Source organism: Brevundimonas mediterranea, assembly GCF_014196125.1.
Lineage (GTDB): Bacteria > Pseudomonadota > Alphaproteobacteria > Caulobacterales > Caulobacteraceae > Brevundimonas > Brevundimonas mediterranea.
Genome location: NZ_JACIDA010000002.1, coordinates 928,461 through 953,712, shown reverse-complemented (window position 1 = coordinate 953,712; position 25,252 = coordinate 928,461). Strand labels below are relative to the sequence as shown.

Annotated in this window: 22 protein-coding genes; 7 read left to right on the top strand and 15 right to left on the bottom strand. The window is 65.7% G+C overall.

Translation table 11 applies throughout. The features are described from left to right. The first annotated feature begins 294 nt into the window (after positions 1–294). The 3 genes from GGR11_RS13395 to GGR11_RS13385 all read left to right on the top strand — a co-directional run bounded on the left by GGR11_RS13395 (position 295) and on the right by GGR11_RS13385 (position 3,120). Complete coding sequence (locus tag GGR11_RS13395; protein WP_183197671.1) at positions 295–1,314, top strand: SMEK domain-containing protein; 1,020 nt, start codon at positions 295–297, stop codon at positions 1,312–1,314. Positions 1,315–1,698: 384 nt separating this feature from the next. After that, positions 1,699–2,067 carry a PepSY domain-containing protein gene (locus GGR11_RS13390; RefSeq protein WP_183197669.1) on the top strand — a complete coding sequence of 123 codons (369 nt, stop codon included), beginning with the start codon at positions 1,699–1,701 and terminating at the stop codon, positions 2,065–2,067. Positions 2,068–2,331: 264 nt separating this feature from the next. Further along, complete coding sequence (locus tag GGR11_RS13385; RefSeq protein ID WP_183197667.1) at positions 2,332–3,120, top strand: COG4705 family protein; 789 nt, start codon at positions 2,332–2,334, stop codon at positions 3,118–3,120. A 136-nt stretch (positions 3,121–3,256) separates the two neighbouring features. On the opposite strand, the gene GGR11_RS13380 is transcribed toward GGR11_RS13385, so the two are convergent. Then, a complete protein-coding gene (locus GGR11_RS13380) occupies positions 3,257–4,648 on the bottom strand; it encodes a sensor histidine kinase (RefSeq protein WP_183197665.1) in 1,392 nt (463 codons plus the stop codon). Further along, the gene (locus GGR11_RS13375; protein WP_183197663.1) at positions 4,626–5,303 is read right to left on the bottom strand and encodes a winged helix-turn-helix domain-containing protein; all 678 of its coding nucleotides are present in this window, start codon (positions 5,301–5,303) and stop codon (positions 4,626–4,628) included. Before GGR11_RS13375 ends, GGR11_RS13380 begins: the two co-directional genes overlap by 23 nt. 347 nt (positions 5,304–5,650) lie before the next feature. Here GGR11_RS13375 and GGR11_RS13370 point away from each other — a divergent pair, with 347 nt between their 5' ends. Continuing rightward, positions 5,651–6,271: a DedA family protein gene (locus GGR11_RS13370; protein ID WP_183197662.1), complete on the top strand. Its 621-nt coding sequence runs from the start codon at positions 5,651–5,653 to the stop codon at positions 6,269–6,271. Positions 6,272–6,618: 347 nt separating this feature from the next. Further along, complete coding sequence (locus GGR11_RS13365; protein WP_183197660.1) at positions 6,619–7,242, top strand: methyltransferase family protein; 624 nt, start codon at positions 6,619–6,621, stop codon at positions 7,240–7,242. A gap of 140 nt (positions 7,243–7,382) precedes the next feature. Here the strand turns inward: GGR11_RS13365 and GGR11_RS13360 are convergent, their stop codons facing one another. The 5 genes from GGR11_RS13360 to GGR11_RS13340 all read right to left on the bottom strand — a co-directional run bounded on the left by GGR11_RS13360 (position 7,383) and on the right by GGR11_RS13340 (position 10,847). Further along, positions 7,383–7,889 carry an isoprenylcysteine carboxyl methyltransferase family protein gene (locus tag GGR11_RS13360; RefSeq protein ID WP_221205266.1) on the bottom strand — a complete coding sequence of 169 codons (507 nt, stop codon included), beginning with the start codon at positions 7,887–7,889 and terminating at the stop codon, positions 7,383–7,385. Next, on the bottom strand, positions 7,889–8,941 hold the full coding sequence (locus GGR11_RS13355; RefSeq protein ID WP_183197656.1) for a type III polyketide synthase: 1,053 nt from the start codon (positions 8,939–8,941) through the stop codon (positions 7,889–7,891). Before GGR11_RS13355 ends, GGR11_RS13360 begins: the two co-directional genes overlap by 1 nt. 308 nt (positions 8,942–9,249) lie before the next feature. Next, complete coding sequence (locus GGR11_RS13350) at positions 9,250–9,444, bottom strand: DUF1289 domain-containing protein (protein WP_135194134.1); 195 nt, start codon at positions 9,442–9,444, stop codon at positions 9,250–9,252. Positions 9,445–9,451: 7 nt separating this feature from the next. Then, the gene (locus tag GGR11_RS13345; RefSeq protein ID WP_183197654.1) at positions 9,452–10,564 is read right to left on the bottom strand and encodes a nickel/cobalt efflux transporter; all 1,113 of its coding nucleotides are present in this window, start codon (positions 10,562–10,564) and stop codon (positions 9,452–9,454) included. Between the two features lie 7 nt (positions 10,565–10,571). Then, positions 10,572–10,847: a metal-sensing transcriptional repressor gene (locus GGR11_RS13340; protein ID WP_088582496.1), complete on the bottom strand. Its 276-nt coding sequence runs from the start codon at positions 10,845–10,847 to the stop codon at positions 10,572–10,574. Positions 10,848–10,914: 67 nt separating this feature from the next. On the opposite strand from GGR11_RS13340, the gene GGR11_RS13335 reads away from it, so the two are divergent. Beyond that, complete coding sequence (locus GGR11_RS13335) at positions 10,915–12,234, top strand: MFS transporter (RefSeq protein WP_088582497.1); 1,320 nt, start codon at positions 10,915–10,917, stop codon at positions 12,232–12,234. A gap of 31 nt (positions 12,235–12,265) precedes the next feature. On the opposite strand, the gene GGR11_RS13330 is transcribed toward GGR11_RS13335, so the two are convergent. The 8 genes from GGR11_RS13330 to GGR11_RS13295 all read right to left on the bottom strand — a co-directional run bounded on the left by GGR11_RS13330 (position 12,266) and on the right by GGR11_RS13295 (position 22,603). Beyond that, the gene (locus tag GGR11_RS13330) at positions 12,266–12,982 is read right to left on the bottom strand and encodes a hypothetical protein (protein WP_035308115.1); all 717 of its coding nucleotides are present in this window, start codon (positions 12,980–12,982) and stop codon (positions 12,266–12,268) included. Positions 12,983–12,995: 13 nt separating this feature from the next. Then, positions 12,996–13,724 carry a HupE/UreJ family protein gene (locus tag GGR11_RS13325; RefSeq protein ID WP_035308114.1) on the bottom strand — a complete coding sequence of 243 codons (729 nt, stop codon included), beginning with the start codon at positions 13,722–13,724 and terminating at the stop codon, positions 12,996–12,998. Further along, positions 13,721–16,909, bottom strand: a complete 3,189-nt coding sequence (locus tag GGR11_RS13320) for an efflux RND transporter permease subunit (protein WP_035308111.1) — start codon at positions 16,907–16,909, stop codon at positions 13,721–13,723. Before GGR11_RS13320 ends, GGR11_RS13325 begins: the two co-directional genes overlap by 4 nt. Positions 16,910–16,923: 14 nt before the next feature. Next, complete coding sequence (locus tag GGR11_RS13315; protein ID WP_035308110.1) at positions 16,924–18,186, bottom strand: efflux RND transporter periplasmic adaptor subunit; 1,263 nt, start codon at positions 18,184–18,186, stop codon at positions 16,924–16,926. After that, on the bottom strand, positions 18,183–19,499 hold the full coding sequence (locus GGR11_RS13310; protein WP_088582499.1) for a TolC family protein: 1,317 nt from the start codon (positions 19,497–19,499) through the stop codon (positions 18,183–18,185). Before GGR11_RS13310 ends, GGR11_RS13315 begins: the two co-directional genes overlap by 4 nt. Before the next feature lie 53 nt (positions 19,500–19,552). Beyond that, complete coding sequence (locus tag GGR11_RS13305; protein WP_088582500.1) at positions 19,553–19,999, bottom strand: hypothetical protein; 447 nt, start codon at positions 19,997–19,999, stop codon at positions 19,553–19,555. A gap of 315 nt (positions 20,000–20,314) precedes the next feature. Beyond that, positions 20,315–21,439: an acyltransferase family protein gene (locus GGR11_RS13300; protein WP_088582501.1), complete on the bottom strand. Its 1,125-nt coding sequence runs from the start codon at positions 21,437–21,439 to the stop codon at positions 20,315–20,317. 888 nt (positions 21,440–22,327) lie between these two features. Next, on the bottom strand, positions 22,328–22,603 hold the full coding sequence (locus GGR11_RS13295) for a metal-sensitive transcriptional regulator (RefSeq protein ID WP_035308104.1): 276 nt from the start codon (positions 22,601–22,603) through the stop codon (positions 22,328–22,330). Between the two features lie 101 nt (positions 22,604–22,704). On the opposite strand from GGR11_RS13295, the gene GGR11_RS13290 reads away from it, so the two are divergent. Then, entirely contained in the window at positions 22,705–25,059 is a 2,355-nt protein-coding gene (locus GGR11_RS13290) for a heavy metal translocating P-type ATPase (protein ID WP_183197652.1), read from the top strand. Positions 25,060–25,252: the final 193 nt, after the last annotated feature.

The window sequence follows — 25,252 nt, the reverse complement described above, 5'->3', positions numbered from 1 at the left end:
GGCTGCCGATGACGCATCGGACGATGGCGTCGATCGTCGAACGGTCAGACGCAGCGCCGGGCGTCCCGCATCCGGGGGCGCTCGCCGAGATCAGGCCATCAGGCGCGATCGGTCCCGTCATCGCCGTCACCATCAGCCCCGGCGCATGCACGTCGGCGCCACGCTTGAGCTTGGGACTCGAAGAACAGGTCATAGCGGACCCGCGAAATTTGGTGGGGATTGGCGACAGCTTGATCGCTGCCTACAAATCGAATTGCCGGAGCAACCCGGTCGATGGCGGCCCGGAGAAAACGAATGCTGACGCGTGGCTACCTGATCGGTCAAATCGTCGACGATCTGGCCGGCATCGCCGCCCAGGCGAGGCAGCGGGGCCGCCTGCATCTTTTCGACCTTCACATCCACGTTGAGGACTTCGCCAAGGAAGTCCTCAACCGGGTTCTCGGTCTGCACCTGACAAACCTCAACGCCGAGCGCTCCAACAACCCGGGTCTCGATCTGGGGGACCCGGCCGGCAAGTGGGCATTCCAGGTGACTGCGGATAAAACCACCGCCAAGGTCAAGGCGACACTGGAGAAGATGGACGCACTACAGCGGCTCAAATACCCCAACGTCCGGATCCTCGTCATCGGCGAGAAGCAGGGCTCCTACGAATTCACCGGCGAGCCCTTCGCAAGCGCAGGCTTCACCGCCGACATGGTCTGGGACTTCAACGACGTCTGCGGGCGCTTGATGTCACTGCCGATCGACACCCTCGTCGATCTGCAGAGCTACGTCTCGAAGGAGACCCGAAGGGTCCGGATCGAACTGGAAATCCCTGATGAAGACGGGCGTTTCCCGACAGGGATCGACAACCTGGTGGAGGCTTTGCCGACGCCCCGGCTGTCAGACGCCGCCAAATTCGTAGCCTACTACGAGGCCAAGGACACGCCGATCGAGCGGGAGGAGGCGGAAGCCGTCATCGCGGAACTGAGCAAGAGGCTTGCCGTCTTGCCCCGTCTGACCCGCGAGGTCTTCAAATTCCTGGTGGAGCGACGCGATGCGAGTAAGGCTGGCTTCCACGACGACTTCAGGATGAGCGATCCCAAGCTTCGACGCATCTACCGGGGGGACGATCTCGACGGCGATCTGGCGCTATTGTCCGAGGCGCGTTTGATCGACCTGAACGATCCCGACAATCACGGTGAAGCCTATTATTGGAGCATCCGCTTCCCTGGCCGGACCCACGGGTACCACGACCTCATCGTGGACTATCTAACGGATCTCGGTATCGATCTGCGAAAGCCGTTCATCACGCTCGACTTCTCCGATTTCTAAAATCCCTGTCGCGTGGTGGAGCCGGACACCTTCCCAGGCGTCGCGCCTAGGGCTTGGAGCGACAGATGCGGGCGGCGCAACGGCGCGACCCTTGAGCTTGGTGAGGATAGCGCGGGATAGCCGAAGTCGATGACCGAGGTCGGAAAGCGCTCTCGCCAAAGAGACCCGCCGAGATACTCGCGATACAATCGATTTTCAGTTCATGGACTGGCTAGCATGCGGCTCGCCTTCCAAGCCGACTTGTTTCGAGCGGCTGCTGATCCAACTCGCCGAGGCCATCTTCCACGTCGGCGGCGCCGACAAATACAATGAAGCAGTCATCTTCCCCGAATGTTGGGCCTGTCACGGTGGCTGTGAGGCATACCGCCTCGCATCGGAGCTTCTATGAAACGGATCATCCTGACGATCGCCGTCGCCTCCCTCGCGATCGGCGGCATCGCCGTCGCCCAGACCCGCGCACCGGCCCATCACCAAGCCCGGGCTGAAGCGGAGGAAGGCGATGAGGCCGACGAAGCCGAAGACAATGCGGCCCTTGCAGCTCGCGCGAAGCTCACGCTCGTCCAAGCCCAGGACATTGCTCTGCGGGCTCGCGCGGGAGAGGTGAAAGACCATGAGTTGGAGGCCGAACGTGGCGGCAGCGGCCTTCGCTATTCTTTCGACATCCTGAGCGGCGGCAAAACCTTCGAGGTCGGTGTCGACGCCGAGACGGGCGCAGTCCTCGAGAACGCGGAAGAAGGACCCAATCCGGACTGATACAGCTGCGTGTCGCAATGTCTCGTCGCGGTCTCAATAGCGGTTGGCGTCTCCTCCGAGACGCCAACCGGTCGATCCAGTCATTGGACCCCGACCCCGCCTGAAGCGTAAGCTGAGGCGAGGTGTTTCCACCCGGTCTAGCCCTGCCGGCAGCGGTCCAAGCGGAGCGTTAAAAGCCGCCTAGGGCTTTGATCGAGAGCACCGGGGGGCGGCGGATGCCGGGTCTAAACGCCCTGCCGACCAAGCCACTCATGAAGGCCGATAATGCAGAATTTCGACAGCAAATCAGCGATCAGCAAGGTCCCAGCCGTCACGGTCGGGTTCTGGCTGATCAAAATCCTGGCCACGACCCTGGGCGAGACCGGCGGCGACACCGTCAGCATGTCCATGAAGCTTGGATATCTTGCCGGCACCGGGATTTTTCTCACGGTGCTGGTCGCCCTGGTCTGGGCTCAGGTCAGAGCCAAACGCTTCCACCCGTTCCTCTACTGGGCGACGATCATCGCCTCCACGACGGCAGGGACGACCCTGGCGGACTTCGCCACACGGTCGCTGGGGATCGGCTACACGGGCGGTTCGGCCCTGTTACTGGCCGCTGTCCTGACTTCGCTGGCGCTCTGGCGGCTTTCGTTGGGTTCGATTTCGTCTGATCACATCGCGACCCCCAAGGCCGAGCTCTTCTACTGGATCACGATCACCCTGTCCCAGACGTTGGGCACGGCGCTCGGCGACTGGACAGCCGATACGGGCGGCCTCGGCTATGTCGGGGCGGCGGGTGTTTTCGGCGCCCTGCTGGTACTGGTCGCTGGGCTGGCCTTGTGGACCCGCGTCAATCGCGTCCTGCTCTTCTGGGCCGCCTTTATCCTCACCCGGCCGCTCGGCGCGGTGGTCGGAGATTTTCTAGACAAGCCTCTGGATCACGGTGGATTGGCATTCAGCCGCCCGTTGGCGTCAGCGGTTCTGACCGTCGCCATCCTCGCCCTCATCCTCCTCCTCCCTCAAAAGGCTGGTCGACATCCTGGGAGCGATCAGGGGCCATCGCCCCGCGCATAAATGCGCTCGCTTCGTTGCTGACGAACGTCCCGGTCGGCGTTCGCTGTCACTAAGCATGTCCTCGTGCGACGGTCGCGGAGCGGCGGCGACTGGTACGATGGCCGTCAGAAAATCGACCGCGGCCCTAGTGCTCGTCTCACGACGGCGAGAGAGGAATCCGCAAGGCGACGGCAAGGCCGGGGAGGCGGTTGGTGATGGACAGCGTACCGCCATGCAAGGATGCGATGGCGGCGACCATGGACAGCCCCAGGCCAGATCCATCGGTATGGCGGCTGCGGTCAAGCCTGTAAAAGCGTCGGGTCAGGTGCTTCAACTCTTCGGCTGGTGCACCCGGGCCATCGTCTTCGACCGAGAGCTCGGCGTCAGCACCTGCCCGTGCGACCAGGACCCGTAGCGTCTGTCCCGGCGCGCCATGGGTCAGCGCGTTGTCGACGAGACTGGCGATCACCTGGGCGAGCATGGTCGGATCGCCATTCACGCGGACGTCTTGACTGACGATCAGGGTCAGGCTCCAGCCCGCCTGATCCGCCGCCGGAAGGTAGGCGTCGACCACATCGGCGGCCACGGCGGCAAGATCGACGTCGGTGAACCGCCGACTAGCGCCGCCCTCGATTTGGGCCAGTCTCAGCAGGGCTCCGAAGATCTCAAGCAATCGGTCGGTCTCCAGAACCGCCTCTGTAATCAGTTCGTCGCGCTCTGTTTCCTCCGCGCTTTGGGCGTCCTCGAGCGTGTTGCGCAGCCTGGTCAGCGGGGTGCGCAGATCGTGGGCGACATCCGAGGAAACCTGCCTCAACGCTTCCATGGCGGCCTCGAGCCGTTCGAGCATCGCGTTCAAGGTGTCGGCGAGATCGTCGAACTCGAGCCCGATGCCCAGTGACGGCAGACGCTCGGAGAGGTCGCCGCTCATCACCCGTTCGGCGGCTTCTGTGACGCTCTTCAAGCGCCGCAAGAGCACGGCGCCGGCGGCGATGCCGCACAACAAGGCCAGAAGCACGAGAGCGACCCCGCCCCAGAGCGCCAGGCGATGCAGCCACTGGCGCAGTTCGGCCAGGGCGTAGGTATCGCGTCCCACGGCGATGAAGGTGCCGTCCCGCGCGCGCGCGGTCAGCACGATGACTTCGATCCGGTCACTTTCGACGTCGTCTTCCTTGGCGTCCACAGGCAGATGGATGCTCGCTACGCCTTTGATGCGTTCGACCGCGTCCGGAAGTCCGGCGCTCAGCCGATCGCCGCCGGGGGTGACGACCAGATAGCTGAACCGTTCGGGCTGGCCGCCCGAGACATGTTCGCGAAGCGACGCCACGAGGGCTGCGCCGCCCTCGGCATTGGCATCCGCGATCAGCACAGAGACCTGGTCGCGCAGCGCATCGCGGGCTGTCTCCTCGGCGAAGCGACCGACAGCGATATCGAGCACCAACAACAGCAGTCCGGTCCCGAGACCGAAAACAAGCGCGAAGAGAAGGGCCAGACGAACGCTGGTGGTCTGCCACAGACCGGCCGGGCCCCTACTCCGGTTCGTCAAGGACATAGCCAACGCCGCGCAACGTCCGGATCAACTCCACGTCGAAGCCTCGATCGACCTTGGAGCGCAAGCGGCTGACATGGGCATCGACGATATTGGTTCGGGGATCAAAATGGAATCCCCACAGGCTCTCCAGCAGCATGGTCCGGGTGACGGTCTCGCCGATGCGCCGCGCTAGGAACTCCAGCAACTTGTATTCCTGCGGGGTAAGTTCGATCCGTTTGCCAGCGCGGATCACCCGGCGGCGACGGGTGTCGATGACCAGATCTGCGAGGGCGATCGTCTCGCTCAGCCCGGACAACGGTGGCCGACGCACCAGGGCATTCAGGCGCGCGAGCAACTCGCTGAAGGCGAACGGTTTGACCAGATAGTCGTCGGCCCCGCCTTCGAGACCTGCGACACGGTCCTCGACCGAGCCGAGAGCGGTCAGGACGAGGACCGGGGCAGCGACCCCTTCGCTGCGCAAAAGGGCAATGGCGTCGAGCCCGTTCAACCCCGGCAACATCCGATCCATGACGAGAACATCGTAGGCCCCGGCCATGCCCATCTGGACGCCCTCATTGCCCGAGCGGGCGACGTCGACCGTGTGGCCGGTCTCGGCCAGGCCCCGGGCGATGAAGCCCGCCGTGCGTTCGTCGTCCTCAACGACCAGCACCTTCATGACACGACGCCAGGGTTCATGTCGGCCACATGATCACGATGCAGGGTCGGTCGCCAGTCCGACGCCGCTATTGCCGTCCCGAATTAACCCGCCCGTCAGACTAAGCGTAAACTGCGCGACCTAGAACGGTGGCAGACCACGAGAGAATGCCGCTTGCCCTTCGGCGCCACTACGATTGCCCCCAACGCCGTGCTTGTTTGCAGGCGCGACGATCCGTCGATCGGCGACGCATCCACATCGGCGCAGATCCATGGATTCGCGCCCGCTTGGGTCAGACGGGTTCTGTCCTGGGTCTGGCTCTGTCGGTACAGGATTCCACCCCCAAAACTCGTGATAGATGCAGCCAGATGTTCGATCTGATCGTCGGCATCATCGCCGCCACCGGTGTTTTGGGCGTCGCCGTCCTGATGTTCGCGGAGAACATCTTCCCTCCGTTGCCGTCCGAGGTGATCATGCCGCTCGCCGGGTTCGCCGCCGCGCGAGGCGACATCGACTTCGTTTTTCTGGTCATCGCCGGGACCGCCGGAGCGGTTCTCGGCGCCTGGGTTTGGTACGAGATCGGGCGTCGGGTCGGCCTGGAACGGCTGCGACGCTGGTCTGCGTCGCACGGCCGTTGGTTGACGCTGGCGCCGGACGAGGTCGATCGGATGGCCGGTCTGTTCACGCGGTTTGGGGCTCTGACGGTGTTCCTCGGCCGCCTCCTGCCCACGGTTCGCACATTCATCTCGATACCGGCGGGCGTGACCCGGATGCCGCTTGCCGACTTTCTGGTCTGGACCTCGGCCGGCACCGCCCTCTTCACCTTCACCCTTGCGTATGCGGGTTATAGGCTTGAAGCCCACTACGATCGCGTGGAGGCTTGGTTGAACCCTTTGACCACTGGGGTTCTGGCCTTCGCTGTCCTGGGCTATCTCTATCGGCTTGTGACCTTTAGGCCGCGCCCTGGCGCAGGGGTGCACGATGGTTGAGCTCTCCTCTTTCTGCGAGGGTAGGGTGCGAGCTGAACCGATTGGTGGTCGTCCGTCCGGATCGCCGGCCACGGAGAGAGACGGGGGTGCACCTCGGCCTCATCCCCTTTTCGACCGCGTCGTGGCGCGTTGTGGCGGTGGGTGCAGGAGCCGCCCCCACCACGGTGACAGGTCGACACCGACGGCGTCCTTCAAACGCAATCTCAACGAAAGCCTCGCTGGACTGTCTCTTCCCGAGGCGGCAGGCCGACCCACGAAGCCCTTGCAAACATGCCGACGCCATTGACTCGCCCTTTCACCACTATCCGGCGTCTGATTGATGTGCGCCGACTGCCCGGAATCTGACCATGTCGGAAGACAAGAACGCCGCCATTCAGCGCATGCAGTTGATCCGCAAGGTCGTGCTTTTCGTTCTGATCATCGCCGTGGTCATCCTGGCTGCCTTCAGCCGGACCCTGAGGGGTGAGACGCCGTTTCACGAGGGCCTGGAGACTGTCGGCCTGATCCTGATCGGCGTCGCCATCGTCGGGCGGGGCTGGTGCTCTCTCTATATCGGAGGGCGCAAGAAGGCCGAGATCGTGGATCGTGGACCCTATTCCATCACCCGAAATCCCCTCTATGTCTTCAGTTTCGTCGGCGCCTTCGGGATCGGCGCCCAGACGGGCAGCATCGTTTTGGCCGTTCTGTTTCTGCTGATCGCCGTCGCGGTCTTCTGGGCGACCGTGAAGAGCGAGGAGGCCTGGCTGCTCGACGCCTTCGGAGCGCCCTATGCGGCCTACCTCGATCGCACGCCTCGTTTCTGGCCAGACGTCTCGAAGTGGCGGGACGCCGAGACCCTCGAAGTCCGCCCCATCTTTTTTCTGGTCACCCTCAGGGATGGCCTGGTCTTTCTGTTAGCGATCCCGATCTTCGAGCTGATCGAACACGCCCAGACGAGCGGCTGGATCCAGACGGTGTTCACACTGCCCTGAGCCAGGCGCCGCGAACTCGCTGGACCGCCTAGAACCAAAAAGCCGCTTGGCTGGTGGACGGGGGCGTCGCACCAGAGTTGCCGAGCTCACCGAGCAGGACCCGCGCCTGCTGACACGACAGGAAGGCCCCGAGCGGTCTCCTATCCCGGCTGCGCTCCGGCGGTTGCCGCCGAAAGAGCGCGGGCTTCGCTGCGTATGCGCACCCACATCATCGCTGCGTTGAGAAGGCTGAACACGATCGCATAGCCGACCAGTCCGAAGGCCACCGGCAGGACCGCGATCTCGAGGGCGACCACGACATAGTTGGGATGGGAGACGAAGCGATAAGGCCCCCGAGTGACCAGCGGCGCGCCTGGCAAGGTGATGATCCGGGTCGTCCAGCGGGACCCGAGGGTGGCGATCACCCAGACCCGGCCTGCCTGGAGCAGAACGAAGACGGCGAGCAGGGCAAGGTTGACCGGCCTGTCCCACGCGAACGCCCACAGTCCCAGAAGCCAGGCCCCGTGCAGGAGGACGATGAAGACGTAGTGGTCCGCGCCCGTCTCGACGGCGCCCTGGGCGCGCAGACGGTGAGTGTTATACTCGGCCAGAACCAGTTCCCCGAGCCGCTGCGCGGTCACCAGGGCGAGGACGACGATGGACAACATCACGCCGCCGCCCTCAGGGTCACGGTGCTCAGGGTGAAACCTGGCCCCAGGGCGGTCACGACCGACCGGTTCGGCAGACCCTGCCGTCTCGCGCGGTCGAGGACATAGAGGACAGTGGGCGCGGACATGTTGCCGTGGTCGGCCAAAACCTCCCGTTCGTGATCCAGACTGCCCTGATCGAGGGACAGGGATCTCTCCAGGGCGTCGATGACCTTCATTCCGCCCGGGTGACAGATGAAACGATCAACATCCTCAAGCTCCAGGCCCTGGCGTTCGAGCATCCCGACCATCGCCGGTCGAAGGTTTTCGCGGGCGAACGGAGGAATGGCGCGGTCGAAGATCACGCCCAGACCGGTCGGGCCGACGCGCCAGCCCATGACGTCCAGACTTCCAGGCCAGGTGTGTTCGCCCGCCGCCTCGATCGAGGCGAAGCCCGCCTCGCCGCAGCGAACCACACAAGCGGCCGACCCGTCGCCGAACAGCGCCGTCGCAACGATGTCCGCCTTGGTCAGATCCTCCATCCGGAATGAAAGGGTGCAGAGCTCGACCACGACCACAAGGATCACGGCCCCCGGCGAGGCCTGGGCCAGCCTTCCCGCAAGGGCGAGGCCCGTCGCTCCGCCGGCGCAGCCGAGGCCGAAGACCGGGACCCGCGCTGCATCGGAGCGAAATCCCATCCGGGCCATGGCGCGGGCCTCAAGGCTGGGCGTGGCGATGCCCGTCGACGAGACCGTGATGATCACGTCAACATCGCACCCCTTCAGGCCTGCTTGATCGAGAGCCGCTTCGGCGGCGCGGGCGAACATGCCGACCGCGATGTCGAGATAGGCCTGGGTCCGTTCCGGCCAACCCCGTGGAGTGAGATACCAATCCAGGGGCATGGCCGATTGGCGCGTCCTGATCCCCGCCGTGTCGAACACGGGCAGCATCCGGTCGATTCCGGGAAACCGGTCTCTAAACAGCGCCTGAGCGACCCGGACGACGTCCGTCTGGGTCATGACATTCGGCGCGTCTGCGGTCGCGATGGAGAGAATTTTGGCGGAAGCAGGCATCAGGTTCGCTCCGGTCGGCATCGGCTGCGACCCGAACCCTAATCGCGCGAACGCTCTATAGTTCCGAAAAGGCTTATAAAACAGCTAGATAAGAACCGGTATCACTCGCAGCCCAGCCAGAAGCGGAAGCATATCCTTCGAGGATGAGGCACGAAACAGCCCCCAAGATGGGCGGTTGGCCTGCCTCTCGACCGGTTCATTCTCGACCGCTATCTCGCCAGCGCCGGTCAGAATGAGACGTCGTCGGGTCTCAAACGCCGTAACCCGCAAGGTGGACCGGAGCGATGGCCACGGCCTCACGTCTCTTTTCACACCGTCGGTTTCGGTGTGAGGTTGGCTGAAAGCCTGGCGAGACGACGTGGCAGATCCCGTTCGATGGTTCTCTTCTGATAGGGACTAAGCTTGCGCCAGCCCGCTATCTCCGGCCGCGTCCGACCACATCCTTCGCACTGACCCGAGCGGCCGTCGAAGGTGCAGATATCGATACAGGGCGTGCCGGTCATGAAGGAACTACCCGGCCAGGGCCACGACGGCCTGCCAGGTGAGAACCAGGCCGACGATGGCGATCAGCCCGCCTGAAAAATAGGGCGCTTTCCGCGCAAAAGCCGCGAAACCTCCCGACCAGCGCTTCTCCGCATGCCGCATCCCGATCGCCGCTGCGACACCGACGGTGACCATGGTCGCCGCCAATCCGATCGAAAAGCACAGGACGAGGGTCGCACCCAAGGCCACCTGCTTCAGCTGCAGGCAGAGCAGCAGGACGGTGATCGAGGCCGGGCACGGGATCAGGCCGCCTGTCAGGCCGAAGAGCATGATCTGCCAGGTGGTCACCTTGCGGTTGGCGAACCGTTTCTTGATGTCGTTGGCGTGGGCGCGTTCATGGGCGTCCTGGTGGCCGGGGTTTGAGACATCCAGGCCGCCGTGGTCATGACCATGCTCGTGATCGTGTTCGGCGAACTCGACGTCGAAGTCATGGGTGTGATCGCCGTGGCCCAGAACCAGCCGCGCCGTGAAGGCGTGGGGTTCGGGAATGACGTCAGCCGATTCGAGATAGCCGTCGCGTGTCTCGAAGTGGAATGTCTGGACGGAGCCGTCCGCGCGCGTGGTGGCGACCTTGATGTCGCCGGCCCTCGGGACAGGACCGTGATCGGGGGCAAACCGGAAGCGCGGCGGAATACCGTCCTCGAAGATACTCAGGCTGACGACGCCATGGCCCGTGTCGATCCAGCGCGTCTCGTCGTGGGTGTGGTCATGATCATGCTCGTTATGGACGGCGTTCTGCTCGCGCCATGTGGCCAACAGCATCCATGCGGCGACACCGAGGATGATCACGGCCGAGGCCAGTTGGAACCAGCCCTCCGAGGCTTCGATGTCGAAGAACTGACCGAAGTAAAGACCGGTCAGGGCGATCGCCCAGACGATGGCCGTGTGCGACAAGGTCGCCGAAAGCCCGAGCAATACCGCCTGCCAGACCGTCCCGCGCACGGCGACGATGAAGGCCGCCATCATGGTCTTGGAATGCCCCGGCTCAAGACCGTGAAGCGCCCCGAGAAGGAGGGCCGAGGGAATGAACAGCCAGGCATGGGCCGAGCCCTGCGCGAGCAGGTCCGCAAACGGAGTCATCGGCGTCTCACAGGTATTTGGTGATGTCTTTGAACTCGGCCATGGCCTGCCGCGCCTCAGCCGGATCGCCCTCCGCCGCATGGGCGAGGCAATGGTCGATGTGATCGTGGATCAGGGCCTTCTTGGCCGCCGCCACGGCCTTCTCGATTGCGTGAAGCTGCTGGGCGAGGTCGAGGCAGGTGCGGCCGCCCTCGATCATGGCGATGGTTTTCCGCAGATGTCCCTCGGCGCGTTTGAGCCGATTGACGATCTCGGGATGGGATTTATGGACGACGTGGGCCATAGCAAGATGCTATCCCCCCGGAGGGGATAAGGCTAGCCCCCTGGCTCGACCCGCAGGATGATCTTCGATGTTTTCCCCGCTCCGACATGCCGGTTATCGGCACCTGTTTACGGCTCAGGTCGCGGCCCTGCTCGGCACGGGCATGGCGACGGTGGCGCTGGGTCTGCTGGCGCATGATCTGGCCGGGGCCAATGCCGGCGAAGTCTTGGGGATGGCCCTGGCCATCAAGATGATCGCCTATATCGGCGTCGCGCCCTTCGCGAGCGCCCTGGCGGCCAGGCTTCCCCGCAAGGCCCTGCTGGTCTCGCTGGATGTCGTCCGGGCCTGTGTCGCCGGCGCCTTGCCGTTCGTTGGCGAGGCCTGGGAGGTCTATGCCCTGATGACGGTGCTGTACGTCGCCTCGGCGGCCTTCACCCCGGCGTTCCAGGCGATGATCCCCGACCTGCTGCCTGACGAGGCGGAATACACCAAGGCCCTGTCGCTCTCGCGCCTCGCGGCCGATCTCGAGAGCGTGGCCAGTCCCGTGCTGGCGGCCGTGCTCCTCGCCTTCATGAGCTACAACAATCTGTTCGCCGGGACGTCCCTCGGCTTCGTTATCTCGGCCCTTTTCGTCGTCACGGCTGCACTGCCGGTACTGACGCAGACGGCTCAGAAACCCTTCATCCAGCGGCTCACGGGCGGGGTTCGCCTGTTCGCTTTGACGCCACGTCTGCGCGGTCTGATCGCCATCAGCATCGCCGAGGCCGCCGGCGGGGCCATGGTGTTCGTCAACACGGTCGTCCTGGTGCAGTCCCGCTTCGCCATGTCCGGCCAAGCCGCCGCCTGGGCGCTAGCGGCTTTCGGGGCGGGGTCGATGGCGGCGGCGATCGCCCTGCCTCGCCTGCTGGACCGGGTCGCAGACCGGACCGCCATGTTGTGGGGCGCCGCGATCATGACCCTGGTGCTGCTTGGGGGATCGGTGCTGGCGACCACCTATGTCGCCCTGCTCATCCTCTGGGCCGTCATGGGCGTCGGCTATTCGCTGACCCTCACACCGGCGGGTCGCGCCTTGCGTCGGTCTTCCAACGCACAGGATCGTCCGGCCCTGTTCGCGGCGCAGTTCGCCCTGTCCCACGCCGCCTGGCTGATCGCCTATCCGGTCGCCGGTCTGGTCAGCGCGGCTGCGGACCCCAGCGCGGCCTTTCTGGTGCTGGCCGCCCTGTGCGCGTTCGGAACGGTCCTAGGATTTGTAGTCTGGCCTGCGAACGACCCGACGGACCTGCCGCATCGGCATGACGCACCGGCCGAAGACGATCCGCATCTGGACGGTCAATCCGGAGAGGCGTTGCACAGCCATCCCTTCGTCATCGACGAGCGCCACCCGCGATGGCCGACGACGAAGGAGTGAGCCCAAGGCGGGAGACATCCGACCGTAAGCCTCAGTCGACGAAATCGACGCTCTCGTAGTCGCCCGAGGTTTGAAGCGTGATGGTGACACGCTCGCCGCTGCGGTTACGCCAGAACCAGCCGTGATGACCCGCGAAAGCGGCCGTTAGCACCCCCGTCTCGCGGGCGGAGGTTCCCTTGCTATAGCCGTGATAGGTGATCCCTTGGCCGTCACCATGGGTGTCATAGTTCACCGCCGGGCCACTGGTGGACCAGGTGAAGTTCGCCTTCGCGCCGTCCCCCATGGCCATTTTGATCTCGGCCCCCTCGTCAGGCTCAAGGGTCAGGGACGTGCGATGGCTGCGACCCGCCGATGCGCCATTGGTTGTCGTAGCTGCGGCTGCCGTCTGGGTCGTGACCGCTGGCGGGACGGCTTCGGTCTTGGCAGACCTGGCCGGCTCCTGAGTTGCGGTGTCTGGTGAGCCCACTGGTGCGGCTGCCGGCAAGGCAGGCGCGGTCCTCGTGGATGTAATGACCGCCGCCGTTGAGGCCGCTTCAGCCGCAGCTTCAACGGCGAGTTGGCGCTTGATCCGGCCCATCTCGGTCAGCCCGAAGACCGAGCCGATGCGGGTAGGATCGACGCCGTACTCGGCTGGAAGGACCACGGTGACCAGCAGGGCCGAGGCGATGACGACGGCGACGCCGGTAGACTTGAGCAGCTTGGCCGTCGACGGCAGTTCGGCGGGATCGGGTTGATTGAGATTTTGCATGGAAGGTCTCCCGTCAGGCGACGAAGAAGCCGACGAGCTGATAGCCCGTCAGGATGAAACCGAGGATCATGAGGATGACGTTGGCCAGATAGGCGTGGCGCCCGAAGCTGGCGGTCCGGCGCCAGAATCCCATGGCGATCAGGATGGCTCCGAGCGCCAGAAGCTGGCCGATCTCCACGCCGATGTTGAAGGCGATCAGGTTGACCAAGAGGCCGTCTGAAGACAGCTGGAAGTCCTGCAGTTTGGTCGCCAGACCCAGGCCGTGGAACAGACCGAACGCCAGGGTCGCGGCCCTGGCGTCCGGCTGGACACCGAACCAGCGTCGGTAGGCCCCCATGTTGTCGAGCGCCTTGTAGACGACGGACAGGCCGATGATGGCGTCGATCAGATAACTGGAGACGTTGACGTTCAGCATCACGCCCAGCAGCAGGGTCGTCGAATGCCCGACGGCGAACATGGTGACGTAGAGGCTGATATCCTTGAGGCGGTAGAGGTAGAAGATCACCCCGAACAGGAACAGCAGATGGTCGTAACCGGTGACCATGTGCTTGGCCCCCAGATAGACGAAGGGCCAGAAGACGATGCCGGACGTCTCCTGGATGTAGCCCTTGTCCCCTGCCGCCACCCCGTGCGCCAGGGTGGCGGTGAACAGGCCGTTGAGGAAGAGCACCAACAGGCCTGCGCTCAGCAGGCCGATGGGCGTTCGCAACCAGGCGGTCGCGCGCTGGAGACGCGGGTTCATGAAGTCCTCCGGGAGTATGCGAAGGGAAGCCGCTCACGCCACGACCGTCTGACGCCGTTCGGCGAAGACGGGCGGCCGTGGACGAGGCTGTAGAGGGCGGGGAGCACGAGCAGGGTCAGCAGGGTCGAGGAGATGATCCCGCCGATGACGACCGTGGCCAGCGGGCGCTGGACCTCGGCGCCGGCTCCGACGTTCAAGGCCATGGGCACGAAGCCGAGGCTGGCGACGAGCGCCGTCATCAGCACCGGGCGAAGACGGGTCAGCGCCCCCTCCCGGATTGCCTCGCCAAGAGGCTTCCCTTCGGCGATCAGGCTGCGGATGAAGGTGACCATGACGACACCGTTGAGCACGGCGACCCCGGACAGGGCGATGAATCCGACCCCCGCCGAGATCGACAGAGGCAGCCCACGCAGCATCAGGGCGGCCACCCCTCCGGTCAGGGCCAGAGGCACGCCGGAGAAAACGATGGCCGAGTCCTTGACCGAGCGGAACAAGGCGAACAGCAGGCCGAAGATCAGCAGCAACACCGCGGGAACCACGAGTTGCAATCGTTTGGCGGCCGAGATCAACTGCTCGAACGTTCCGCCATAGGTGACCCAATAGCCGGCCGGTATGGCGACCTCAGCATCGACCCGGTCCTGAACCTCGCGGATGAACGAACCCAGGTCGCGGTCGCGGACATTGGCCGTGGTCACGATGCGGCGTTTGCCGTTCTCTCGGCTGATCTGGTTCGGACCCTTTGTGAGTTCGATCGTGGCGACCTCATTCAGGGGCACGAACTGACGCGGCTGTCCTTCGCCCGCCGGGAGCGGGACCTGGAGACGACCGATGGCGTTGGTGTCGGCGCGCAGACGCTCGGGCAGGCGGACAACGACGTCGAAACGACGGTCACCCTCGAAGATTTGCCCGGCGGTCGTGCCGCCCATCGAGGTGGAGATAACCGACTGGACGTCTTCGATGCTCAGGCCAAGGCGCGCCATGGCGGGTCGGTTGGGTGTGATCTGGAGCACCGGCAGGCCGGTGATCTGTTCGGTCTGGGGATCGGCGGCCCCGTCCACCGAGGCCACGATGGCTTCGATCTCGGCGCCGAGGCGCAGCAGTTCGTCGAGATCGTCGCCATAGACCTTGATGGCGACGTCGGCCCGCACCCCGCTCAGCAGTTCGTTGAACCGCATCTGGATCGGCTGGGTGAACTCGTATTTGCTGCCGGGAATCTCATTCACGGCCTCTTCCATCTCGGCGACGAGGTCGCCGCGAGACTTGCGAGGGTTCGGCCAATCCTTCCTGTCCTTCAGCATGATGAAGGTGTCGGCGACCGAGGGCGGCACCGGATCGGTGGCGACCTCGGCGGTGCCGATCTTGGCCACGACCCGCTCCACCTCGGGGAAGCGGGCGATGCGGGCTTCCAACGCAGTCTGCATCTGCACGGCCTGGGTCAGGCTGGTGCCCGGGATGCGCAGGGCGTGCATGGCGATGTCGCCTTCGTCGAGATTGGGCACGAACTCCGAGCCCATCCGCGACGCCCCGAACCCGGCGAGCAGCACCAGCACGACCGCAATGCCGATCATCAGGCTGCGGGTCCTGAGCGCGAAGTCGAGCGCCGGCTGATAACCCACCCGGGCCCAGCGCATCAGGAAGCTGTCCTTCTCCTCGACCTTGCCGGTGACGAACATGGCGACGGCGGCGGGTACGAAGGTCAGGGACAGCAGGAGCGCTGCCGTCAGGGCGATGACGACGGTGATCGCCATCGGGTGGAAGGTCTTCCCCTCCACCCCGGTCAGGGCGAAGATGGGGACATAGACCAGGGTGATGATCATGACCCCGAATAGCGAGGGCCGGATTACCTCGCTGGAGGCGGTCGCCGCCAGATCGAACCGTTCCTCGCGGGTCAGGATACGACCCAGGCGATGCTGGGCCTCGCCGTAGCGCCTGAGGCAGTTCTCGACGATGATGACGGCGCCGTCCACGATCAGGCCGAAGTCGAGCGCGCCGAGGCTCATCAGATTGCCGGAGGTTCCGGTCCGCACCATGCCGGTGATGGTCATCAGCATGGTGACGGGAATGACCGCCGCCGTGATCAGGGCCGCGCGGATGTTGCCGAGCAGCAGGAACAGCACGACGATGACCAGCAGGGCGCCCTCGACGAGGTTCTTTTCGACGGTGTGGATGGCGCGTTCCACCAGTTCGGTGCGGTCGTAGACCGGCGTGGCGACGACACCGGGCGGCAGGGCCTTGGCGGCTTCCTGCAGGCTGGCGGCGGCGGCCTGGGCGACGATACGGCTGTTCTCGCCAGCCAGCATGAGAACCGTCGCAAGGACCGTCTCCTTGCCGTTCTCGGTCGCGGCGCCGGTGCGAAGTTCCTGGCCCATTCCGATGTCGGCGACGTCCAGGATGCGGATCGGAACGCCCCCACGCGTGGCGATCACGATGTTGCCCAGGTCTTCACTCGTCGAAGCCTGCCCCGGCACCCGGATCAGATACTGTTCGCCGAAGCGCTCGACATAGCCCGCGCCGACGTTGGCGTTGTTGTTGTCCAGCGCTTCGACCACCTCGGCCATGGTCACCCCGTAGGCCGCCAGCCGCTGCGGATCGGGTGTGACGTGATACTGACGCTCGTAGCCGCCGACGGTGTTGACCTCGGTGACACCGCGCGTGTTGCGAAGCTGGGGCCGGATGACCCAGTCCTGAAGCGTGCGCAGGTCTTCGGTCGTATAGGGCTGGCCGTCGGGACGTCGTGCACCCGGCTCGGCCTCGACCGTATACATGAAGATCTCCCCGAGGCCGGTGGCGATAGGGCCAAGTTCAGGGGTGACGCCGGGGGGAAGCTGACCGAGGGCGCTTTGGAGGCGCTCATTCACCAGTTGGCGTGCGAAATAGATGTCGGTGCCGTCGTCGAAGATGACGGTCACCTGGCTCAACCCGTATCGCGAAACCGAGCGGGTGTATTGAAGGCCCGGAACGCCTGCGACGGCGGTCTCGACGGGGAAGGTGATGCGCTGTTCGGCCTCCAGCGGCGAATAGCCGGGGGCTTCGGTGTTGATCTGAATCTGGACGTTGGTGATGTCCGGAGTGGCGTCGATCGGCAGGCGCTGGAAGCTCCAGACGCCGATGGCGCAGGCCAGGAGGACGAGCCCCATGACCGCCCATCGGAAGCGGATCGACAGGGCGATGATGCGTGCAAGCATGGTTCTCGCGCCCCCTAGTGATCATGGCTCGCGCCGGACTTTTCGATGTCCGCGCGAATGAGGAAGGCGCCGTCCACGACGTATTCGGTTCGGGGTTCGAGCCCGCCAAGCACCTCGGTCCACTCGTCGGTCCTTCGGCCCAGTTCGAGCATCCGCACCTCATAGGTGTTGCCGACCTTGGCGTAGACGACCTGGAAATCGCGGAACGGCTGGATGGCCTTGGTCTGGACGGCGAGAGGCACTGCACCCTCACCGACCTGAACGGTGCCCTGTACTCCCAGGCCCGGCCGCCAGACGCCGCCCTGATAGGCCAGTTCGACATGGGCGATCAGGGTCTGGCTCATCGGATCAGAGCCGGGCAGGATGGTTTCGATGACGCCATTGAAACGGTGGTCACCTGCCAGACTGGTGACCTCGACCCGCTGGCCCCGGCGGACACGTTCTGCATCGCGCGGATAGAGGGCGAACTCGGCATGGAGGCGGGTTGGGTCGCCGATCACCAGCATCGGCTCGCCGCCCGCGCCGGTGATGGCCCCGGCGTTGACGTTCTTGGCCATGATGACGCCGGAGATCGGCGCGGTGACGGAATAGGTCTGGAGGCTCTCGCTGGACTCGACCCGCGCCACAACCTGGCCTCGCGATACGCGCTGGCCCAGTTCGACGTTCAACGCCATCACCCGACCCGGATAGCGGGCGAAGACATCGCTCTGGCCCTCAGGCGTGATCTCGACCCGACCGCTCAACGGCAGAGACTCGCCCAGGACTGCGGAACCGGCGCGCTGCGTGGTGACGCCACCGGCGCGGGCGGCGTCGGCTGAGATGACGGTGCGACCCTCATAGGACTGGTAGGCCCAGGTCGATCGCTTGCCGTTCTGGGTCGCCGCGACCGCCACGTCGAAGGAGTGCGGCTCGGAGACGACACCGGGGCTGGCGAGATAGTCCTCGGTCGGGATGAAGGTGAACCGATCGACCTTCGGCCCGAGACGGGTCAGGGCCATGGTCGCCTGGACCTGACGTGGATCGAGCGGCTTGTCCTTCAGATAGGGATAGAGCCGGAACAGGGGCTCTGGTCCTTCCTCGAAGATGGTGATCTCAAGGGCGAAGTCTCCGTCGCGGAGCATCCGGCCTCGGTGAGGGCCACGCTCATAGTCGGCGGCGGCAGCCTCGCCGTTTTCGCCTGCCTTTTCGGCGGGCTTGTCTCCGCAAGCGGCGGCGGCGAAGGCGAGGACGATCGCGGACGCAACGAGCCAGCGCCGCGAAGGTGTCAGGCGGATCATGGTTGAGTCTCCAGGGCGAGGATCAGGGCGCCGTGCGCGCCGGTCAGTCTGTCGAGGCGGGCGCGATCGATATGGAATTGCTTGAGCACCGCGACGCGGCGGGCGCGGGTCTGCAGCAGGGCGGTCTGGGCGGAGATGACGTCGTTGTAGGTGAAGCCGCCCCTGTTGAAGCCGTCGCGCACCAGAACGACGGCGCGCTCGGCCTGGGGAAGGGTTTCCTGCCCGATCCTGCGAGCTTCGCTGGCTCGGGCCATGACCTGAACCTGCAGGCGCGCGATCTCACGTTCACGGTCGATGCGGGCGGCGGCGAGATCACCCTCGGCGGCCAGCCCCTCCGCTCGGGCGCGGTCGATGGCCCCGAGGTTCTGGTCGTAGCGACCAAGGGGAATCGACGCGCCGACGACAAAGCCGAGGTCGTTGCCGTCCCCGAAGTGACGGACGCCGGCGCTGACCGTGGCGTCCGACCGGGCGCGGGCCGTCTCCACCGCCACCCGGGCGACGGCGATGTCGCGCTGTGCGACGAAGATGTCCAGGTCCGCCTGGGCGACCCCATCCGTGACGTCGAGCGCCGACCGGGTGTCGGCGAAGGTCTCGGCGCCAAGGGTGAAGTCCGATGACCCATCCCAGAACCGGGCCAGCGAAATGTTGGCGACCCGGACGGTAATCCCGGCCTGATCGAAGTCGATCTGGGCCTGAGCCAGTTCGGCCTCGGCGCGCGCCCCGGCGAACAGAGGATCGCGCGCCATGTCCACGCGGCGACCGACCTCGGTCTGGAACCGTTCGGCGAGGTCAAGGCGCTCGCGGGCGATCTCCAACTCGGCCTGAGCCGCCAGAGCTTCCGCCCAGGCGCGCTGCACCTGTTCGAGCCGGTCCAACTGGCGAATGCGCGCGGTGGCGTCGACCAGCAGCCCTTCGGCTTCGGCGAGAGAGACACGGGCGGACCTGTCACCGCCCCGCTCGAACCGTCGCTCGACTGTGAGCGTGGTCTCGGTCCGACGGAACAGGTCGCCTCCGCCGATGGTCGGAAAGTTCTCGACCATCACCCCAAGCGTGGGGTTGGGACGAACGTCCGCCTGACGCACGGCTGCCCGCGACGCCTGTCGCCGGGCCTGGGTCGGTGCCAGTGAGGGATCGACCAGGGCGGCTCGACGCAGCGCCTCGTCCAGCGACAGTACAGGCGCGGTGGACGTGGCCGCCGCATCCTGTGCGACAGCAAGGGTCGGCGGCAGCGAGGCCGCCAGAATGAGCGCGAGGGCCGACACGGCCGTCAGTCGCGCCCACGGCCCGGCAATGCCGGACGATGGGGTCTTCAAGGGATTCTCTCCGGGAAACGGGGGTGCACGCGCGACCGATTGGCCGCGTCGGATCAGATGATCGTGCGCGTCCGTCTGGGAGGGTATTCAGGCCCGTCGCCGTCGTGGGCCGGACGTGCGCCATCGCCCGCCGGCTGGATCAGCACGGCGTTCATGGCGACGAGGGGGCTCAGATCGCGGTTGAGGATCGGGATGGCGGTGTGGCTGTCGCCGCTCGTATGGTGGTGATGGCTTGCTGGACGCCCGGCCTCGCCCTCGTCTTCGCCGTCTTCGGCTTGATCCAGTGGATCCTCGGCTGGCGCGTCGGGGGCGATATGGACGTGCAGCGAGCCATGATCGACGTCCGCGATCTCTGCGTGATCACCGTGGCCGATCGCGACTGCCGGCCAATCCGACGCATGGGCAATCTGGTGCCGCCCTTCCTGAACCCCATGCAGGCTCAACGTCGCCACGAGGGCGGCGCACAGGCTGACGCAAATGGTGCGAAACAGGCGAGACAAGATTGAACGGCTCCTTCATCCGCCATAGTGCGACCCGATCCCAATGGCAACGGTCGAGGTTGCCGCATCACGATATGGCTAGGATTCGTCCTTCAGGTGGATACGTGATGGCGGAGGTCGGGAGCTCCGTTGACGGCTGCGACGATGCGAACATTGATCGATCCGCCAGTCGTGGTAAGGGGCGGCATGGGAGTGACTCACTATCATTCTCAAAATGTTTTCTTGGTGGGCTGCGGGTCGCTGCGGCGCCAGTGCGGCGCCGACCGGTCGGGATTGACCGACGCCGAGGCAGTACCCACGTCTCGTGGCCCGGGGTCAGGCCGGCGCTGCGGGCCGGGCTCGCCGGCTTTCGAACCGGCGTCGGATCCAGGTTCGCCCAGGTTTCTCAACGAGCAGATGCAGGGCCGCCGCGATCAGCGCCGTGACGACGAACAACCCTGCCAGTTCGACTGGCGTGATGCGGAAGGCGCTGTCGATGCCGCGCAGTTCGGCGACCACGCCCTTGAAGGCGACGAGGACGGGCATGTGCACGAGATAGAGGGCGAAGGAGGCTTCACCGGCGAAAACCAGCGCAGGGGCGGCGAGAGGCCCCTCGCAGTCCGCGCGTGCGAGCAGGGACCAGGTCAGGATAACGGGGGCTGAGAGGGCGACGATGATCCGGTCGTCCAACGACAGCTGCATAGCGCCGAGCAACACGAGGGTAGCAGCCAGGGCGGCGGCGATGGCGACGGGCCGGCTCCAGCGCCAGCGATGGCCCAAGCCGTAGAGCGCCATGCCGATCAGAAAGGCCGGCGCTATGCGCAAGATGCCCATGTCGTCCTCGGCCCGAGGCAGAACCTTGCCGAAGGTTGAGACGTAGGCCGCGTCGATGACAACATAGCTGACGATGCCCAAGCCGAGCAGGAACCAAGGACGATGTCTCATCCGGATCGAGAGAAGGGCGTAGGCCGGGAACAGCAGATAGGCGAACCATTCCGCCGAGAGCGACCAGGACGGGCCGCTCCAATTGTATCCGATTTCGCTTGGAAACCACGCCTGTACCAGGAACAGGGTCTTGAAGAAGCCCTCTGTCGTGTAGGTCGAGAGATCGAACGGAACGCCAGAGATTGAAGCTCCGAGCACCATGATCAGAACACCGCCTAAAATCGCCAGATGGAGGGGATAGAGCCGAGCCAAGCGGGCCACGAGGAAGCGCCTGTAGCTGAACGTTCCTGCGGCGAAAGCGGGGCCGTAGACGTGGGCCAGAATGAAGCCCGACAGCATGAAGAAGGCGTCGACCCCCAGCCGGCTTCGCTCGATGATCGGGCTGTAGCCCAGGGCCGGATCCCACTGAAGCTGGTAGTGGAACAGCACCACGCCCATGGCCAGGAAGGCCCGCAGGCTGGTCAGGGCCCTCAGATCAGCCGGGTAGCCTTCGTGAGTCGGAGAAACGGACGTCATGAACGATGGCCCCCACGGCGGGCGGCACAGGACGGACCGCTTAATTGGTATACGCATCGGTCGCCGCCATCCCTCATCCTCTCGCATCCGGGGGTCAGGCCTGCCGCGCTGGAGAAAAGGCCATGATCTGATCCTGCGCCGCTCGCGGGCTCATGGCGGTCGGCTTGCAGGTTTCATCGGAAGGCGGGATGACGCGTGCCACCGGCTCAGCCCACAGTTCAGCGCGGGCCGTGGTGAACGATGGCCTGGATCTCATCGAGCGCGGTTTTCTCCATGGGCGATGGATGGGCCGTCTATGCGGGCGCGCACGAAGACCACGTCGCCCACCCATGTCGCAATCCAGCTGACCGTGGCTCGCGCGGGCTCGGTCCGCGTGGTTCTGGACGACCGTCGCGCCCCGAGCCGTCAGGCGATCGTCATCGGGCTTTCTGGCGCTGATCGGGCCGGCCCTCGCCTCGTCATTCCGCCCTCCCTGACGGCCCTGTCGAGCCCTGAGGCCCAGCCGGACCGCATCGTGGCGGGCTTCAGAGAACGGCTCGGCGTCAAGGCGTATAAGCTGGATCCACGCCTTGAAGGGGTGCTTCTCAAGCCGTCTGAGGACCCGGCGCCCGGAGCCGTCGCCCGTGGGGCCTGGTCGGTCGGCGCCTCAAGGTCCTGGCCTAGGCGCAGATGCAGGCTCCACGTCTTCGCTATGCGCCCGTGATTCTCCGTGGGTTTTTCGGCCTGTTCATCAGCCTGTGGGATCATCTCTTGGGCAAGTTCCGGTCCGGGGCCCACACGCCCCCGGACAGGCCAGATCGGCGTGTCCGATCGGCCCTACTACCCGAGAGGATATTTTAGGACGCTCGCCGAACCAATCCGACAGGCCGTCTAGGGAAATATCCTGCGCTAGCGCGATGCGCGTCCGAGAAGGTTGATCAGTTCTGTGGCCTTGGCCTTGCGATCGGAGAGATCGTCGCCGGTCATCGCCCCCATGACGCAATGGTCGAGGTGGTCTTTCAGCACCTCCCTCTCGACGCGCAGCAGGGCGGCCCGCACGGCCTGGAGCTGGGTGAGGACCTCCACGCAGTAGCGGTCCTCCTCGACCATCCGGGCGATGCCGCGAACCTGGCCCTCGATCCGGTTCAGGCGGTTCAACACCTTGGGTTTGGTTTCCGTCTGCATCCAATTCCTCGTTCTGACCGTTCGACCCTACCCCAGGACAGCGCCTTGCGCGATACCCCCATAGGGTATATCTGGCGTCCAGCTGTTTCAAGGAGCCCGCCATGTCCATGCCCTCCCATTCGCATCCGCCCGACCACAGCTGCTGTTCGGCCAAATCGGCGGACAGCGGCGCGAAGGCGGTCGATCCGGTCTGCGGCATGACCGTCGATCCGGCGACCACAGCGCATCGGGCGGCCCACGACGATAAGGACTATTTCTTCTGTTCGGCGGGCTGCCGGACCAAATTCATCGCCGATCCGGACCGCTATCTCGGCGAGGCCCGGCAACCGGCGCCTGTCATCCCGGGCACCATCTACACCTGCCCGATGCATCCGGAGGTGCGCCAGGAGGGCCCGGGCTCCTGCCCGATCTGCGGCATGGCGCTGGAGCCGGAGACCGTCACCGCCGAGGCGCCGGTCAATCACGAACTGATCGACTTCACCCGCCGCCTCTGGGTTGCCGCGGTCCTGACCCTGCCCGTCTTCGCGCTCGAGATGGGCGGCCATCTGACCGGACTGGCGATGCGGATTTCGGGCCAAACCTCCAACTGGATCCAGTTCGCGCTGGCGACGCCCGTGGTGCTGTGGGCCGGCTGGCCGTTCTTCCAGCGGGGCTGGGCTTCCCTCCGCAACCGCAGCCTCAACATGTTCACCCTGATCGCCATCGGCGTCGGCGCGGCCTGGATCTACAGCGTGGTCGCGGTGCTGGCGCCGGCTCTGTTCCCGGCGGCGGTCCGCCGGATGGACGGCAGCGCGCCGGTCTATTTCGAGGCAGCGGCCATCATCACCGTCCTGGTTCTGGTGGGCCAGATTCTTGAGCTGCGCGCCCGCGAACAGACGTCCGGCGCCATCCGGGCGCTGCTTGATTTGGCGCCCAAGACCGCGCGGCGGCTCCGTGACGACGGCGGCGACGAGGACGTCACGCTCGACATGGTCGCCGTCGGAGACCGGCTGCGCGTCCGCCCCGGCGAGAAGGTGGCGGTCGATGGCGAGATTCTGGACGGTCGCGTAACCATCGACGAGTCCCTGGTCACGGGTGAATCCATGCCGGTGACCAAGGGCGTCGGGGACAAGGTCGTCGCCGGTTCGCTCAACAAGACCGGCTCGTTCGTGATGCGGGCTGACAAGGTCGGCGCCGACACCCTGCTGGCGCAGATCGTCCAGATGGTGGCCCAGGCCCAGCGCAGCCGCGCGCCGATCCAGCGGCTGGCCGACAAGGTGTCCGGCTGGTTCGTGCCGGCAGTGATCGGCATCGCGGTTCTCGCCGCCCTCGTCTGGGGCCTGGTCGGTCCCGAACCGCGCCTGTCCTACGCGCTGGTCGCCGCGGTCTCGGTGCTGATCATCGCCTGTCCCTGCGCGCTGGGCCTGGCAACGCCGATCTCCATCATGGTCGGGGTGGGGCGCGGCGCCCACGCCGGGGTCTTGATCAAGAACGCCGAGGCGCTGGAGCGTTTCGAAAAGGTCGACACCCTGGTGCTCGACAAGACCGGCACCCTGACCGAGGGGCGCCCGTCGGTCACGGCGATCCGGCCCGCGCCCGGGTTCGACGAGACCGAGCTTCTGAGACTCTCCGCCAGTCTGGAGCGGGCCAGCGAACATCCGCTGGCCGACGCCGTCGTCCGCGCCGCGACGGATCGCAAGCTCGCGCTGTCGGAGGCCTCGGAGTTCGACAGCCCGGTCGGGCGTGGCGTCACCGGGGTGGTCGACGGCCGCCGCGTGGCGCTCGGCAACGGCCGCTACCTCGGCGAGATCGGCGTCGATGTCGCCGCCCTCGAGGCCGAGGCCGAGGCGCTACGCCAGGACGGCGCCACCGCGATCTTCGTGGCCGTGGACGGGGCCGCGGCCGGCGTCCTCGGCATCGCCGACCCGGTCAAGGCGACGACCGCCGGGGCCATTCGCGATCTGAAGGCCGCGGGCCTGCGCCTGGTGATGATGACCGGGGATAACCGGACCACGGCCGAGGCGGTGGCGCGCCGGCTCGGCATAGACGACGTCCAGGCCGAGGTCCTGCCGCAGGACAAGGCGGCGGTCGTCGAGCGGCTGCGCGCCGAGGGCCGGATCGTCGCCATGGCTGGCGACGGGGTCAACGATGCCCCGGCCCTGGCCGCCGCCGATGTTGGTGTGGCCATGGGCGCAGGTTCCGACGTGGCGATCGAGAGCGCCGGCGTCACCCTGCTGGGGGGCGACCTCCAGGGCATCGTCCGGGCCCGCAAGCTGTCGAAGGCGGTGATGAGCAACATTCGCCAGAATCTCGTCTTCGCCTTCGGGTACAACGCCCTGGGCATCCCGGTCGCGGCGGGGCTGCTGTACCCGATCTTTGGCCTCCTGCTGTCGCCGGCTCTGGCGGCGTTGGCGATGGCCCTGTCCTCCGTGAGCGTCATCGGCAATGCGCTGCGGCTTCGTGCGGTCAGACTTTAACGGGGGCGGCATGGGGGACCGGGGCCAGGAGAAGGCGACGACCGGCGTTTGCGCCATTACGCACTCCGGCAGCCGATCCCTCGCCTGATCCAACAGCGTTCGGGTATATTTGATCAAGGCGGAACCGTGTCGGAGGACCCGGATTTAACTGGCGTTCATGTCCGGTTGCGCAACGGCGCCGAGATCCCGGTTC